This window comes from Psychrobacter sp. H29, from assembly GCF_059073055.1.
In genome coordinates this window covers 353,176-368,891 of record NZ_JCACRY010000001.1, presented here as the reverse complement: position 1 = coordinate 368,891, position 15,716 = coordinate 353,176, and the positions used below count along the sequence as shown (strand labels likewise).

The 15,716-nt window shown below is 43.2% G+C and carries 14 protein-coding genes and 3 tRNA genes; 4 read left to right on the top strand and 13 right to left on the bottom strand.

From position 1 onward, the window contains the following. Nucleotides 1-11 precede the first annotated feature (11 nt). Nucleotides 12-749: an SDR family NAD(P)-dependent oxidoreductase gene (locus tag AC5JP1_RS01505; protein WP_493842847.1), complete on the bottom strand. Its 738-nt coding sequence runs from the start codon at nt 747-749 to the stop codon at nt 12-14. 619 nt (nt 750-1,368) lie between these two features. Between AC5JP1_RS01505 and AC5JP1_RS01500 the strand changes: the two genes are divergently transcribed. Together AC5JP1_RS01500 and AC5JP1_RS01495 are read left to right on the top strand one after the other, a co-directional pair. Continuing rightward, nucleotides 1,369-2,571: a pyridoxal phosphate-dependent aminotransferase gene (locus AC5JP1_RS01500; protein WP_493842846.1), complete on the top strand. Its 1,203-nt coding sequence runs from the start codon at nt 1,369-1,371 to the stop codon at nt 2,569-2,571. A gap of 277 nt (nt 2,572-2,848) precedes the next feature. Further along, nucleotides 2,849-2,924 (top strand) — tRNA-Asn (locus AC5JP1_RS01495). Between the two features lie 114 nt (nt 2,925-3,038). Here the strand turns inward: AC5JP1_RS01495 and AC5JP1_RS01490 are convergent. The 7 genes from AC5JP1_RS01490 to AC5JP1_RS01460 all read right to left on the bottom strand — a co-directional run bounded on the left by AC5JP1_RS01490 (nt 3,039) and on the right by AC5JP1_RS01460 (nt 7,850). Beyond that, entirely contained in the window at nt 3,039-3,578 is a 540-nt protein-coding gene (locus AC5JP1_RS01490; RefSeq protein ID WP_493842845.1) for a DUF305 domain-containing protein, read from the bottom strand. An 80-nt stretch (nt 3,579-3,658) separates the two neighbouring features. Beyond that, nucleotides 3,659-4,273 (bottom strand): DUF411 domain-containing protein, encoded by a 615-nt coding sequence (locus tag AC5JP1_RS01485; RefSeq protein ID WP_493842844.1) that lies wholly within the window; start codon nt 4,271-4,273, stop codon nt 3,659-3,661. 124 nt (nt 4,274-4,397) lie between these two features. Then, the gene (locus AC5JP1_RS01480) at nt 4,398-5,705 is read right to left on the bottom strand and encodes an arsenic transporter (RefSeq protein WP_493842843.1); all 1,308 of its coding nucleotides are present in this window, start codon (nt 5,703-5,705) and stop codon (nt 4,398-4,400) included. Nucleotides 5,706-5,772: 67 nt separating this feature from the next. Further along, the gene (gene arsH, locus AC5JP1_RS01475; protein ID WP_493842842.1) at nt 5,773-6,498 is read right to left on the bottom strand and encodes an arsenical resistance protein ArsH; all 726 of its coding nucleotides are present in this window, start codon (nt 6,496-6,498) and stop codon (nt 5,773-5,775) included. Nucleotides 6,499-6,514: 16 nt separating this feature from the next. After that, a complete protein-coding gene (arsC, locus tag AC5JP1_RS01470; protein WP_493842841.1) occupies nt 6,515-6,922 on the bottom strand; it encodes an arsenate reductase (glutaredoxin) in 408 nt (135 codons plus the stop codon). A 78-nt stretch (nt 6,923-7,000) separates the two neighbouring features. Continuing rightward, a complete protein-coding gene (locus AC5JP1_RS01465) occupies nt 7,001-7,363 on the bottom strand; it encodes an ArsR/SmtB family transcription factor (RefSeq protein ID WP_493842840.1) in 363 nt (120 codons plus the stop codon). A 220-nt stretch (nt 7,364-7,583) separates the two neighbouring features. Further along, a complete protein-coding gene (locus tag AC5JP1_RS01460) occupies nt 7,584-7,850 on the bottom strand; it encodes a YrhK family protein (RefSeq protein ID WP_493842839.1) in 267 nt (88 codons plus the stop codon). Nucleotides 7,851-8,226: 376 nt separating this feature from the next. On the opposite strand from AC5JP1_RS01460, the gene AC5JP1_RS01455 reads away from it, so the two are divergent. After that, a complete protein-coding gene (locus AC5JP1_RS01455; protein WP_493842838.1) occupies nt 8,227-9,576 on the top strand; it encodes an MBL fold metallo-hydrolase in 1,350 nt (449 codons plus the stop codon). A 300-nt stretch (nt 9,577-9,876) separates the two neighbouring features. Here the strand turns inward: AC5JP1_RS01455 and AC5JP1_RS01450 are convergent. The 4 genes from AC5JP1_RS01450 to msrB form a co-directional block, all read right to left on the bottom strand. Continuing rightward, nucleotides 9,877-9,953: transfer RNA gene (locus AC5JP1_RS01450), tRNA-Asp, on the bottom strand. Between the two features lie 52 nt (nt 9,954-10,005). Next, nucleotides 10,006-10,081: transfer RNA gene (locus tag AC5JP1_RS01445), tRNA-Val, on the bottom strand. Between the two features lie 224 nt (nt 10,082-10,305). Continuing rightward, entirely contained in the window at nt 10,306-10,791 is a 486-nt protein-coding gene (locus AC5JP1_RS01440; RefSeq protein WP_493842837.1) for a glutathione peroxidase, read from the bottom strand. A gap of 140 nt (nt 10,792-10,931) precedes the next feature. Further along, a complete protein-coding gene (gene msrB / locus AC5JP1_RS01435) occupies nt 10,932-11,357 on the bottom strand; it encodes a peptide-methionine (R)-S-oxide reductase MsrB (protein WP_493842836.1) in 426 nt (141 codons plus the stop codon). Nucleotides 11,358-11,787: 430 nt separating this feature from the next. Between msrB and AC5JP1_RS01430 the strand changes: the two genes are divergently transcribed. Continuing rightward, nucleotides 11,788-13,461 (top strand): aminotransferase class I/II-fold pyridoxal phosphate-dependent enzyme, encoded by a 1,674-nt coding sequence (locus AC5JP1_RS01430; RefSeq protein WP_493842835.1) that lies wholly within the window; start codon nt 11,788-11,790, stop codon nt 13,459-13,461. A gap of 108 nt (nt 13,462-13,569) precedes the next feature. Here the strand turns inward: AC5JP1_RS01430 and AC5JP1_RS01425 are convergent, their stop codons facing one another. After that, complete coding sequence (locus AC5JP1_RS01425; protein WP_443526140.1) at nt 13,570-15,177, bottom strand: inorganic phosphate transporter; 1,608 nt, start codon at nt 15,175-15,177, stop codon at nt 13,570-13,572. Nucleotides 15,178-15,716: the final 539 nt, after the last annotated feature.

The following is a 15,716-nucleotide window of genomic DNA, read 5'->3' as shown; positions in this document are numbered from 1 at the left end:
TCTATGATAAATTATTTTTTATTCAGCTTTTCACTGACTTGCTGCCAGACCAGATCAGGCAGCGTACCCAATACTTTTAGTGGCATAGTAAGCTTTTTGGGAAACTCGATAACCTCATGACCGCTATCGATACCATCACGGATGGCTTGACTTGCTTGCTTTGGCGTCTGGATAAACGGCATAGGAAAGTCATTTTGCTTGGTCATTGGCGTCTCGACAAAACCAGGTACGACAAGGCTGACCGACACCTCATGTGGCGCCAAGCTAATTTGTAGCGTTTTCATCAAGTAATGTATCGCTGCTTTTGAGCTGCCATAAGCTTCAGCACGCGCAAAAGGCACATAAGCAGATGCAGAGCCGATACCGACAAGGCGACCTTTTGAAGCAATCAGATGTGGTAATACTCCTTCGATAGCATGAGACAACGTACCCATATTGACTGACATGACTTTCATAAAGGCGCTGCTATCGAAATTTGGCATGTCCAGATATTCACACATGCCAGCACCGCAAATCGCGAGATCAACCGTTTCGATTTTCGCAAAAGCTTCAACGACTTTATCTCGATCCATAAGATCCAAATCAATCGTTTCTGCACCTAATGACTTAAGTTCGGCTAATGCCTCATCATCCCGGCCAACGGCGTAGACGGTGTGTCCTTCTAACAGGTAATCCTTTGTTAACTGATTACCGATACCAGATGTCGCACCCGTGATGAGAATATGTAGATTTTCAGTAGAATTTGTCATGGTAAATGTCCTTTGTAATATTCTTATAGTATGAAATATATGTTGTGAAGTGTGCCCTTCATCTAGAATCTAAGGAGACTTATCTCGGAAAACCACACGAGACCCTTCAATGAAGATTATTTGTCTTGCTTGCCGTTGACCGACTGTCTTATTTCTAACATGCCGTATTGACTCACGCACCGTATTGATTGATTTTGATTAAGCGATAAGCCATCTTATTTAACAAACCTAAATAATTATAGTGTATGGCGATAGGTTTATTGTTGTGACTTCGCAATTGCTGATATAAAAGCGCAATATCTTCGCAAAGCTTTAGCTATGCAGACAGGCAACAACCTTAATAAATGGTACGGTTCGCGATATCGCAACCGTTTACTATCGTTTTGTCATAGAGGCGTTAAGACAGCTCTATACGGGCATGCTACAATATCAAGATAGCCATACGTACATTAGTGAACCGGTTCGTTGATGGGCAAATAAAGGCTATCTTCATGACAACATGAGACTGGCGTTATTATTGTTCAAGCCACTTAACATCTTGTCCTGACAGCTATAAAAACATTAAATCATTCATATCAGATTTTCACCAACCCCACTCCCATATAAAAAAGGATCTCTCATGAGCGAGTTGCAACTGTCTGACCGCGTCAATAGCATCAAACCTTCTCCTACGCTAGCGATTACTAACAAAGCCAAAGAACTAAAAGCAGCTGGTAAAGATATTATCGGTTTGGGCGCTGGCGAACCTGATTTTGATACCCCTGATCACATCAAAAAAGCAGCAATCGATGCAATCAATGACGGCTTCACCAAGTATACTGCTGTCGATGGTACGCCAGAGCTAAAAGCCGCTATCATAGAAAAATTCAAGCGTGACAACGATATCAGCTACGAGCCAAACGAGATCCTAGTATCGGTCGGTGGTAAGCAGTCATTCTTCAACCTTGCCCAAGCCTTTATCAACCCTGGCGACGAAGTCATCATCCCAGCACCATACTGGGTCAGCTATCCTGACATGGTTATCATCGCAGAAGGCGTACCAGTCATCGTTAAGTGCCCAGCTGAGCAAGACTTTAAAATCACCCCCGAACAGCTAGAAGATGCCATCACTGAAAAAACCAAAATGCTGGTACTGAACAGCCCTTCTAACCCGACTGGTATGATTTATACGCTAGATGAGCTAAAAGCCATTGCTGAAGTATTGAAAAAGTACCCACACGTCTATGTGGCATCTGATGATATGTATGAGCACATCCGCTGGACAGGTGATAAGTTCTACAATATTTTAAATGCAGCGCCTGAGCTAAAAGACCGTGCCATTATCTTGAACGGTGTGTCTAAAGCCTATGCCATGACCGGCTGGCGTATTGGTTATGCTGGCGGCCCTGCCAAACTCATCGGTGCGATGAAAAAAGTACAGTCACAGTCTACTTCATGTCCAACGTCTATTAGCCAAGTTGCTGCAACCGCAGCGATCAACGGTGATCAAAGTGTACTTGAGCCAATGATTGAGGCGTTTGAGCAGCGTTGTGACTTGGTTGTAGATGGTCTAAATGCTATCAAAGGTATTACTTGCCTGCGTCCTGATGGCGCATTTTATGTGTATCCAAACATTGTGCCACTTATCAAAGCGGCTGGTTTGTCTTCTTGTACTGAGTTTTCAGCTTGGTTATTAGATAAAGTTGGTGTGGCAGTTGTACCTGGTGATGCTTTCGGTCTTGGTGGCTATATGCGTATCTCTTACGCGACTGACGAGGCTACTTTAAAAGATGCTTTGTCACGTATCGAAAAAGCCGTTGCTGATTTAGACGTTGCCGAGTAACTTAATCAACGCCAATTAGTGTTGCCAGTATTCTAGTAGATCTCGTATCTTGATAAATAAAGACGCCACATATTCTCTATGTGGCGTCTTTTTTAGGCAGTCTTTGGTTAGTTTTTGACAAAAATCTTCTCTCAAGCTATTAAAATGATAATTTTTACTAATTATGCAAAAAAACGCTTGACGTATTTTTTATCTTTGCTAGAATACGCCCCACTTAGCAAGAACTCGTTAGAGGCTTCTAAGGCTCGTTGTAAGCGATCAAATACTTACAGCCTATTCTCCAATAGCTCAGTTGGTAGAGCAACGGACTGTTAATCCGTGTGTCCCTGGTTCGAGCCCAGGTTGGAGAGCCACATTTTAGTAGTAAATCTTTTGAGTCACTATAGATTCAATTATGGCATTTGCCAAAACCCCCATCAGTTTGATGGGGGTTTTTTTATGGCTATAATATGAAAGAAACTCTACCCTTACTCCAACGCTTCGATAAGCGCCTGCATTTCTTTTATCTCACGTTTTTGGGCTTCAATAATATCATCGGCAAGCTGTTGTACACGTGGATCTTCAATATCAGCACGACTACTGGTGAGAATGGCAATAGAGTGATGCGGTATCATGGCTTGCATCCAATCGACTTGATCGACCGTTGCTTGCGATCTGACACCCCAAACACCAACAGCAACAGCAACAGCAACAGCAACAGCAACAGCAACAGCAACAGCAACAGCAACAGCAACAGCAACAGCAACAGCAAACATCAATACGCTTAGACCATAAATCATCAAGTTAATTTTGGTTCTCTTGTACATATTGGTCATAAATGCCAGCATCACCACTGCCATACCCGCACCCATATATAGCGCCATATAAGCCCTAGTCTCACTAAAATAAACATGATCCCATTGGTAAGTGTTGAAGTACATCATGATATACATCACGGCAGTAGATGTCAGAATCATAAGCGTAAATTTCACATAAGGATTCATGCCTTTGTGCTCTGAAGCATTCATTAGTCAGTCTCCGTCACCGCTTAAACCAAAAAACATGGTTGTAAGACATATAGTTATCAATGTATCTATATAACTACAGGCTATAGCTGCTGAGCAATGGACTCAATATCTGCATATACTTGATTTGTACCGTCTTTGTTCATTTGCATAATCTGATAAGGCGAAAACTTGTCTTGATACTCCATACCTGGGCTACCGACTGGCATACCAGGTACAGCGAGCCCAATAGCTTGCTCTGGTGGGTTCTGTAAAAACTCTGCCACATACTTCGCCGGGACATGACCTTCAAAGATGTAGCCATCGGTCGTCACTGCCGTGTGACAAGAACGCATCTCATTAGGAACGCTATAGCGGTCTTTAATCAATGACAAATCAGCTGGGTGCTGGGCTGTTGAGACTAGCCCGTGCGTCTGTGCATGATCTATCCACTCTTTACAGCAACCACAGTTGGCATCTTTGTAGACGGTTGCAGATACATTCTTCAAAATACCAGTCTGGCTTGCTTGCGTTTCTGCTGTAGACTCTACTACCGCAACGTTTGCATCTTTACTGGTATTGACACTTACGTCATCAGTATTATCAGACTCTGCGCATGCCGACAATAGAAGCGCAGTAACCAATACAGCTGCCCCGCGGATTGGCATTAGCAAATACTGACGAGGTTTGAGGACGGTGTTCACAGTAAGCATTGTCATTTTATACCCTCATTTTAGGTAAAACACGGATTGCATGGAGACCTTATCATGCCCAAAAAAAAGCTGAGCATCGATACATTTATCAAATTGGCGTTCTAGTAAAGTGAGCTTGCTAATGCTTTGATTAGCTTGACAGCATAGGCAACCAAACAACCAAAGCTAACAATGTTACGAATAGCACAGGCGGCGTAATCAACAAGCCTATTTTTATATACTGTCCCCAGCTGATTTTATAGTCTTTTTCTGCCAGTACATGCAACCATAATAAAGTGGCAAGACTACCAATCGGTGTAAACTTGGGGCCCAAATCATTGCCGATCACATTGGCATAAATCATCAGCTCTCGCGTCGCTGCGGGCACTTGAGCCTGATCAATCGCTAGCGCGCCGACTAAAGTCGCTGGCATATTATTCATGATAGACGCGACAATGGCAGACAAGAACCCTGTGCCTACTGTGGCAATGACTGCGCCCTGTCCTCCCAACCAATTAAGGATTTGTGCACCATATGCAGTGAGACCTGCATTACCTAAACCATATACCACCAAATACATACCGATGGAAAATAAGACGATTTGCCAAGGTGCATTACGTAACACCTCACTCACAGAAACAACTGCACCGTGCCCGCCTTGCCACAAGCGACCAGCAATGGCCATCAAAACAAGAGCTGCCGCACCAGTAACAAGTGAAATCGGTAGCCCTAATGGTTCAGTCGCAAAATAAGCAAGAAGCAGCAAGCCCAATAGCGGAAATGCAGCTCGAAACACCAATGGATCTGTAATAGCAGACTCTGGATCACTTAAGTTATCAACTGGATAGCGCTTGGGAATATGACGCGCGTAAACGACCCATAGGACTAAGAGTGTCGCCAATACAGACACGATATTGACGGGTACCATGACCGCCGCATAACGACCAAACCCAATATCGAAATAGTTGGCACTGACTATGTTGACCAAGTTTGAGGTGACCAGAGGCAAACTTGCCGTATCAGCGATAAAGCCTGTCGCGATGATGAATGCCAAAGCTGACGGCGGCGAAAAATTGAGACGCAGCAAGATAGCAATCACAATGGGTGTTAGTAATAGCGCTGCCCCGTCATTGGCAAAAAACGCAGAGATAAAGGCGCCTAGCATTATAATCATAGGAAACAGCAAGCGCCCTTGCCCGTTGCCGAGCCTTGCCACATGTAATGCCGCCCAACCAAAAAACCCCGCCTGATCTAGGATAAGCGAGATGATAATTAGCGCCACAAAGGTAAAGGTTGCATCCCAAACAATATCCCAAACAGTACCGACGTCTGATAGCTGTACCACACCGAACACCAACGCGACAAGAGCGCCGCCCATAGCACTCCAGCCGATACCCAACCCTTTAGGTTGCCATATGACTAATACTAAAGTGACCACAAAAATAGTAAATGCAAGCATGGTACAACCTTAATTAAGCTGACTTTATTCAGCCGATTTAATATAGAGAATTAGATCGATTAGGGGGTTAGATCGATTTTTGATTAACGCGATTTGATACTTGTTCAGCACTCTCAACGCGTTCTGAATAGCGATCGGTAAGGTATGCTGAGCGTCCGCGTGTGAGCCAAGTAAATTTCACCAGCTCTTCACAGACGTCAACCAAACGCATATATAAAGGTGACATATCCATACGATTGTCGTCATTGAATTCCAAAAATGCTTTGGGAATCGAGGATTGATTAGGGATAGTGATCATCCGCATCCAGCGACCGAGAATACGCATTTGATTGACCGTATTAAAGCTCTGACTGCCACCGCTGACTTGCATCAGTGCTAAGGTTTTACCTTGAGTGGGTCGCACACCACCTAGTGACAATGGTATCCAGTCGATTTGCGCTTTCATGATACTGGTGATACTGCCATGACGCTCCGGACTTACCCACAGCATACCTTCTGACCACTGCGCTAGCTCTCGCAATTTTTGCACTTTGGGGTGGTCTGAATCCACATCATCAGGCAATGGTAAACCTGATGGATCAAACATTTTTACTTCACAGCCATACCAACGTAGCAACCGGCTTGACTCTTCAGCGGCCAATCTAGAGAATGAGCGCGCGCGGACAGAGCCGTACAACACCAATATCTTCGGCGAATGACGTGAATCATTTGGTGCAATAAGAGACTCGATGTCGATAGGCTGTAGATTATCTATATCAATATTGGGCAAGTCATCAATATCAGAGGTCGTCATAGATGGCTGCGTAACCTTAGCGTTTACCATGAGAGACAACCTCGCCATCTTCTTTGGTAAAGCTGCTTACTGGGTTATCTAACAGCTCAAACACTCGCTCTGAAGGACGACATAAAGCTGCGCCCTTGTCGGTTACCACGATAGGACGGTTGATTAAGATAGGATGCGCGATCATCGCATCGATAATGTGATCGTCAGAGAGTTCAGGATTATCTAGCCCTAGCTCATCATTGATAGCTTCTTTGCTTCTTAATAACTCTCTCGGAGAGATTTGCATTTGCGCTAATAGCTCAACTAAGCGATCACGCGTCGGTGTATTTTTCAGATATTCCACTACTTCTGGCGTTTCGCCTGACGCTTTAATAATAGCGAGGGTATTACGAGAGGTACCGCAATTGGGATTATGAAAAATCAATGGCTTCATAGTGATATTACCTATTAAGTGACTGTCGTTTAAGTGAGAGGCGTTTAAGTGAGGGTCGTTATTGAATTGATAATCGGTTTAATGACGGCTTTGTTCGGCAGACGCATCCACTCGGCAGCCACTCAAACTATCCATAAGTGAGGCACATAGCTCTGGATGCCCTGCACAGCAGTCTTGGAGTAAGAATTGAATGACGCTGTCCATATGGGAGAGCGATGCTCGATAAATTATTTGCCGACTGTGTCGTTGAGAGACTACCCAACCTGCTCGTGCTAGCACCGCTAGATGAGCTGACATCGTGTTGTGCGGTACACCAAGCTGACGGGCTATTTCGCCCGCAGGGAGACCTTCAGGCTCGTGACTGACCAGCAGCTTAAAAGCCTTTAATCGAGTATCTTGAGAGAGCGCAGCAAAGCTTGCAATAGCATTAGTTATTTCCATATGTCCAATAATACAGACATATTAAAAATAGTTCAATGCTTTTTGAACGAGATTTTCATTTCTTAGAGGCGTCAGGCATTATTCATCATGGCATGATAAATTAAACCAATACACCTTAGTAATGCGCCACAAGCATTAGCAATTATCAGTTTCAGAAGTAAGAATGGATAGGAAGTAATTTGATGCTACGGCTTGATATAGTATTACCTACCTCGGCAACTTACTGTTTTTTTGCGCGTTTAAATACCCTACCAACATGAATCAAGCTAATTAGCTTAATTAGCGGTTTGATAAGTAGTTGTGCGCTGCCAAGGATGAATAGCCATGTACCGTCCGTCGTCAACGATTCTTTCAAAAAGAAAAAGCTACCAATCAAAAACCAAACAGCAATGAGCAAATCATTCACTGCACCCAAAGCGTCATATCGTCGCTGTATGACAATATGCTCTTGCCCAACATCAACATCTAACGCTTTGTGGTCACTCAAAATTCATCCTTTACTTGCATGTATTTGAGTCATAGATATATCAATTGGCCAGCATCTCTGTCAACAAGCTACTGTAAAAAACCTACTAAATAAGACGTCTGTTTTTAACCTCCCTCACTACCGTTCAATAACTTTATTATATCTATAGAATTTTTAAACCTGAAAACAGCATACATGAAACGCTAAATATCAATTCAAAAAAGCGCTATCTATTGGATAAATACCTATACAAATACAAAGTTAATATATGTTATTGTATATTGATAGATATTAAAAAAATCCCAATGAATAAGAATTCAATCGGATACATTAATGTGGCTAATAACATGCTACTGGCAAAAATCTCATTTGACATAACTATAACAAGGAAAAGACCATGCTATTAGAAAAAATTAAAACACCTGGACTGTCTCACCTATCTTATTTGGTAGGCTCTGGTGGTAAGGCAGCAGTAATCGACCCGCGACGCGACTGTACTATATATATAGAAAAAGCACGTGCAGCAGGGCTTGAGATCACTCATATTTTTGAGACACATCGTAATGAGGATTTGGTCTCTGGCGCCCCTATTTTGGCAGCCTTGACAGGGGCAACCGTCTTGCATGGACCAAACCCAGAGCAACCGGTTGTCTATGCTCAGACAGCACGTAATGGTGATTGCTTCGCCATCGGTCAACTTGAAATCCGTGCCCTAGAGACTCCTGGCCATACCGATGATCATCTGGCTTATGCACTGTTTGATACCGCATATCCAGACAAAGCCGTCGGCGTCTTTACAGGCGATGCACTGTTCGTCGGTGATGTTGGCCGTACCGACTTCTATCCCGATCGTCGCAGGGAAGTGGCAGGTTTACTTTATGACTCGTTACAAGACATTCTAGCACTCGGAGATCAGGCCATTATATATCCCGCTCACGGTGCTGGTTCAGTATGTGGCTCAGGTATGGCGGAGCGTGAGTTTTCTACTGTTGGTCATGAACGGATGAACAACCCGCGTTTGCAGATTACTGATCGTGAGGCATTTATTGACTTTAAGACTAACGAAAACCATTATCAACCGCCCTACTTTAGGTTGATGGAGCGTCTCAACATGGAGGGCGGTGAGGCGCCTCCTACTGTTATGCGTCCGCGTAGCCTCTCGCTCAAGCAGCTGCATGACTGCGGTGCCCATCATCTCATCGATATTCGTGAGCCAATGGCCTATGCATCCGGACACCTGCCTGAATCGAAGAGCTTACCTGTCAATATGCTACCTGCATTTGCTGGGTGGTTTATTGAGGAAGGACAAAGCTTGGCACTGATTGCTTCTGATGAAGAGCAACTAGCGACTGCAATGGAGCATCTGGTACGTATTGCTTTTGATAATATTGTCGGGGGCTATGTGGGTGTCGTTCCTGCTGCTGCGCAAGGCGCGCGGATGCAGCGAACCCCTATGATTGACACCTCTGAAGTAAAAAATCGTCTGGACAATGCTCAGAACTGGACCTTGCTAGATGTGCGCGATATCGACGAGAGAAACGATAGTGCGATTGAAGGCTCACAGCATATCTATGTTGGTCACCTGAACGAGCGTTGGCGTGAGCTCGACCAGAATCGCCACTATACATTGATGTGTGCCAGTGGAGCTCGAGCAACGATAGCAGCAGGATGGCTTGCTAGTCGAGGTTTTGAGCATATTGATATCTATCTAGGATCAATGGGCGCATGGCAAGCAGCGTATGACTAACCCTCTATCCGTAGCTAAAGTCTATAATGAGCCAAACGTGTCATAAATTATAGATAATCCACTTTAAGCAAAGCTCCTTTAAAACGCTGTATCTAAAATAAATACGACGACCCTTCTTTTATTCAGTACAAGAATGATATAAAAGAAGGGTTCACGTTTTAGCCAACCTTTAATTGATATGACTTAGCTACATATAATTCATAGAAAACAGATGAAAACACAGACACAAAAAAACCTCAAACAATCTAATGTTTGAGGCGAAACTTGCTTAAACTCGAGAGTCTAAATTGGTTTTAAATATGGCGCAGCGGACGGGACTCGAACCCGCGACCCCCGGCGTGACAGGCCGGTATTCTAACCAACTGAACTACCGCTGCTTAGGTCGTCTTAGCTTCTTGCTCTTATTTAAAGAGCCCACTTGCTAAGAAGTGGTGGGTGATGACGGATTCGAACCGCCGACATTCTGCGTGTAAGGCAGACGCTCTACCAACTGAGCTAATCACCCTTCGAACAATTGCGATGCAATTTATTCAACATCAACTGAGTTCTAAGATTTGTCACTAAGCTCTGCTGCTGTGGGTGTGTATTATATAGATTTACACATGGCTGTCAAACGCTATTTTCTACTTTTTGAAATATTTTTGACATTTTTATCCAAATTTTTAGCAAGCATATGTTTTTGTTGATTTTATATTTTTCTAAAAAATCAACATTTTTGAGATATGCTGTTTATTTATGCGCTAGTGCCTGCTCAATATCACTTTTGATTGCTTCTGGCTTAGTTGTTGGGGCATAGCGGTCAATAACTTGTCCTCTACTATCGACCAAAAACTTCGTGAAGTTCCATTTAATACCATCGGTCAGCACACCACCTTTCTGATCTTTGAGCCATTCGTAGACAGGATGAGCATCTGATCCGTTGACATCGGTTTTTGCCATCATAGGAAAGCTGACACCATAGTTCTTTTGACAAAATGCCCCAATCTCATCGTTACTGCCTGGATCTTGACTGCCAAATTGATTACAAGGGAAACCAATGATGACTAGGCCTTGATCTTTATACTGTTGATATAACGACTCCAACCCTTCGAACTGCGGTGTAAAACCACATTTGCTTGCCGTATTGACGATTAGTAATACGTTGTCTTTGTAATCAGAGAATGCTTGCGAGCTACCGTCCATTCGCTCAGCGGTAAAATCATAAATAGTACTCATTATTTATCCTTAAATTGAGGTTTTATTGTTCTAGGCGTTTATGCACCACTTCTTTTTCTATCATACATATAATAAAACTATTGAAAAGGAAGCACTCTGTACTTCCTTTTCACGCTGCTAATACTATTTAACTTACTTCTCTACTTCTCAGACTTATCTAAATCAATAGATACTGAGTTGATGCAATAGCGCATACCCGTCGTCTCAGTAGGACCATCTGGGAATACGTGACCCAAATGGGCACCGCAGTTGCTACAAGTGACTTCTGTGCGAGTCATACCAAGCGAGTTGTCAACGTGTTCGTCAATCGCACTGTTATCGATACCTTGATCAAAACTTGGCCAACCGCAGCTGGCATCAAACTTACTGCTTGAATCAAACAAGCTAGCACCGCAGCCTTTACAGCGATAGATGCCATCATCAGTGGCATCGTTGTACACACCTGTGAATGGACGCTCAGTACCTTTCTCACGCATCACATGGTATTCATCAGCACTTAAACGCTCTTTCCAGTCAGCTTCAGTCAGTTGGCTGATCTCTTCTTTGCTTAATTGATTATCTTGCATAATTTATCCTTATTCGAGTATTTATTATCTAATCTCGATAACTGTTTTATCGCCATATAATTATGAAAACGATGTGCCCTATCTGTTGGTTATTGCCTCACTATTCAAGGTATAAACAAAGGGAGTGCTGCTAATATTACGGGATACGTAGCATTGCTAATGAGATTGATTAAGCAAAATATAGCAAATTACCTCTACATAATAATGGGTAAAGATGTAATTTTGATACGCCTAACGCCTATTATTGATATACAAACATTCCTAATCGAAGAGTTGTTTATAGCTAATGCAAGTATAACTTGCATATAAGATTTTTTATTTAAAACTATTTGCAAAACACTTTTGAATGCAATAATATCTTGCATTGGTATTAAGTAAAAACACGTATCTCAGGTTATGAGTTTACTAATCAATAAAGGTTCCAACAACAATGTCTGATGATAAGAATAAAAGCACGCAAGCAGAAAGATTGGTCCAGTTGCGACATGACAAAGGATTCACCGCTGAACAACTAGCACAAGCCATGACAGCTGCTGGTGCCAAAGTCAGTCGCGGCGCTATCTCAAACTGGGAACGTGGCACCAATGGCATCGTCTCATCAAAGCTGCCCACACTTGCCCGTATTTTAGGGTGTAGCGAAGGCTACCTACTACGCGGAGAGCTAAAGAGCGGAGGCACTGACAACAATGAATTAACTGTATCTACAAAGCAAAGTGCGCAAGATACGGATACCGACATAGCTACTGAAATAGCTACTGACATAAATGCGACGTCACATAGTCAAATAAATACCAAAACAGACACTATTCAACCTGCTATGTCTTCTCATACTGGCAAACACACATACACTCATTCGACGAACGGTCACACTATGAACACCATCAAAAAATCTGACAAACTGCAGAACGTCTGCTACGACATTCGTGGCCCACTATTACAGACTGCTAATAAAATGGAGGCTGAAGGCAAGCGTATATTGAAGCTTAATGTCGGTAATCCAGCACCGTTTGGTTTAGAAGCGCCCCATGAAATTTTGCGTGATGTCGCCATGAACCTATCTGAAGCTACTGGCTATTCAGATTCGCAAGGCATTTTTTCAGCGCGCAAAGCGATCTTACAGTACTACCAATCTAAAGGTCTGCTGTCAGCGGTGGATGTGCGTGACGTTTATCTAGGTAACGGGGTCTCTGAGCTTATTGTGATGACCATGCAGGCGCTGATGAATGATGGCGATGAGGTACTGATTCCGATGCCAGACTACCCGCTCTGGACAGCGGCTGCTAACCTCGCTGGTGGCACCGCCGTACACTATCGCTGTAACGAAGAAGACAACTGGCACCCTGATATCGAAGATATCAAATCTAAAATTACCAGCAAGACAAAAGGCATCGTGGTTATCAACCCCAACAACCCAACAGGTTCTCTTTATAGCGATGAGCTACTAAAACAGATTATTGAGGTTGCCAAAGAGTACAATTTGATCATCATGGCAGATGAGATTTATGATCGTATTCTTTATGATGATCACGTGCACACCCCTATGAGCACCTTAACTGACGAAGTACTGGTGCTCTCATACAATGGCTTGTCAAAATCACACCGTATTGCAGGGTTTCGCTCAGGCTGGATGATGGTATCTGGTCGCAAGCAGCACGCTACTGACTTCATTGAAGGCTTGGATATGTTAGCGTCCATGCGCCTTTGTTCTAATGTTCAGGGACAATACGCTATTCAAACCGCTATGGGTGGTCACCAAAGTATGCAAGAGCTAACCTCTGAAAAAGGTCGCCTATATAAGCAGCGCGAAATGGCGGTCTCACGTCTTAACGCAATCAAAGGTATTTCTTGCACCATGCCCCAAGGCGCATTTTATTGTTTTCCAAAAATGGATCCAGAGGTCTACCCTATCGACGACGACATGAACTTTATGATGGACTTACTGGTCGAAGAAAACGTATTGATGGTGCAAGGAACAGGGTTTAATTGGGACAAACCGGATCATTTCCGCTTGGTGTTTTTACCTAATCTGCACGACTTAGAAAACGCAATGGATAGACTGGATCGGTTTTTTGCAAAAAAACGCCAACAGTTCGGTACCGATTAAACATACAGTTAGTAAACAAATAAAAAAACGCTTATTAGCATAAAACTAATAAGCGTTTTTTGTTGTTCTTAGCATAATCGCAACCTAAATGTCGCAACGAGACACATACTAAAAGATGTTTTTCAAAACAACATAGCTGATCGCTGATAGTCCAGCGGCAACTGGCAAGGTGATTACCCATGCAAGACCAATTGGCTTCATTAGCGCCCAATTCGTATCTCTATTGACGATACCAATACCAAGTACAGCACCTACCAAAGTATGCGTACTAGATACTGGCAGACCTAAGGTTGATGCACCCATCACAACTGCAGCAGCAGCAAGCTCTGCTGAGAATCCTGACGCAGGATGCATTTTTGCTAGATTGGTACCAACCGTTTGGATCACTTCTTTACCGATGAACCAAAGACCTACGATCAACGCAACACCAAAAGTCAGCATGACAGCTGGCGGTACTGCTGCTTGTGAGGCAATCTCATTGGTACGGATAACGTCCATGATGGCAGCAAAAGGACCAACCGCATTAGCGATATCGTTTGAACCATGACTAAAGGCAAAGGCTGATGCAGTAAATACCTGCATCCAGCTGAACATAATAAAAGTAGCCTTGGTCAGATCTTCTTTGTGCTTACCGCGAATACTCTTGGTGTAGATAAAGGTCGCTAGCCAAACTAAGGCTGCGATCATACCCATGATCAAGAAACCCTGCAGCGTGGTCAGATTACTATTAACGTTTTTAAGACCTTTAAACACGACCAAGGAAGTCATGACTGCGCCGCCCAATGCAGCAATAATAGGCACCCATTGCTTAAGCGCTTTTAGCGTATCAAGATTACTACGCTCGTTTTCGATTTCATAAAGCTCTTTGTAGTAATCAGTTTCTAAGTCTGTGACGACACAATCATCATCTTTATAGATTTCTTGATCACGTAGCATGGCTGAGGTATAAGCCAGCTGTTCTGACTCTGTCAAACCATCCAAAAACTCTTTATGATTTTGCTTTAGTACCTTTTTATTGGCTTTTAGCTCACCGATATGGGCTTCTGTTTGATCATTATACGCAATGATATTTTTCTTAATGAGACCATATAGGATATATGCTAATACACCACCTAGCAGCGGTGATAGAACCCAAGAAATAGCGATGGTACCAACCGTACCCCAATCTACGGTAGATAGTGCAGTAGCGCTACCACCCAAATCGAATCCTAGAACGATAGAACTACCAATGACACCGCCGATAATAGAATGGGTCGTCGATACTGGTAGCCCCCTGCGTGTGGCAAATAGCAGCCAAAATGCAGCGGCGATCAATGCTGAGAGCATGACATAAATAAACTGGTTGGGTGTGACTGTCAGACCGTCCAAGTCAACGATACCTTTACGAATAGTATCGGTAACCTCACCACCTGCCAATACTGCACCAGAAACTTCAAATATCGCGGCTACCCCTAGCGCTTGGGGAATGGTTAGCGTTCCTGCCCCTACCGAAGTACCGAAGGAGTTGGCAACATCGTTACCACCGATGTTGAATGCCATAAAGACACCAAACGCGGTTGCCACAATGAACAGCGTCGTTTGCTGACGCATGGTGTAATCTAAACCCCACCACAAAAAGTAGACGGTCATCGCAATTAATAGAATGGCAAAAAATAGATTTACTTTCATAGAGCCGACTGGTTGAGTTGGCTCTGTAGAACTGTTGCTAATACCCATACGTTGATACGTCCTGCGTAAGCTGATTGAAATTATATGCGATTAGGACATTGCGTAGCATTTAAGCAGATGATGCTAATCTGCATTTCGACTGCTTGATATGTACGCAATGTGTTTTCTAAACAGTGAACTTAAAATAATGAACTTTTAACATGCTATTGCTGCCGTAATCCTAAATCTATCGTTGCTTTTGCACGTCTGATTTAGGTCGATAATAGTAGGTCAACAAGAAATACTCCCTACCAAAAACACATCACTCCATATATCACAAAGCCGCAAGGTATAGTGCTCAATCATTCGATTACAGCATCTCGCGGCTTACAACTCTGATAGTGGTACTGTTTTTATTTATCTCTAGTACGGCAGTAATATTGGTTGAATCTCTGCCCTAATCATAAAATATTCGTTTACTAGGAGACTTTATGACATAACAGAGGCAATTTTGCCCCTATTATATTAAATATAATCACATAATGCATAATGATATTGCAATATTTGTAACTGGGAATGTGTACGTTTGATGTCACCCTTTCTCGATG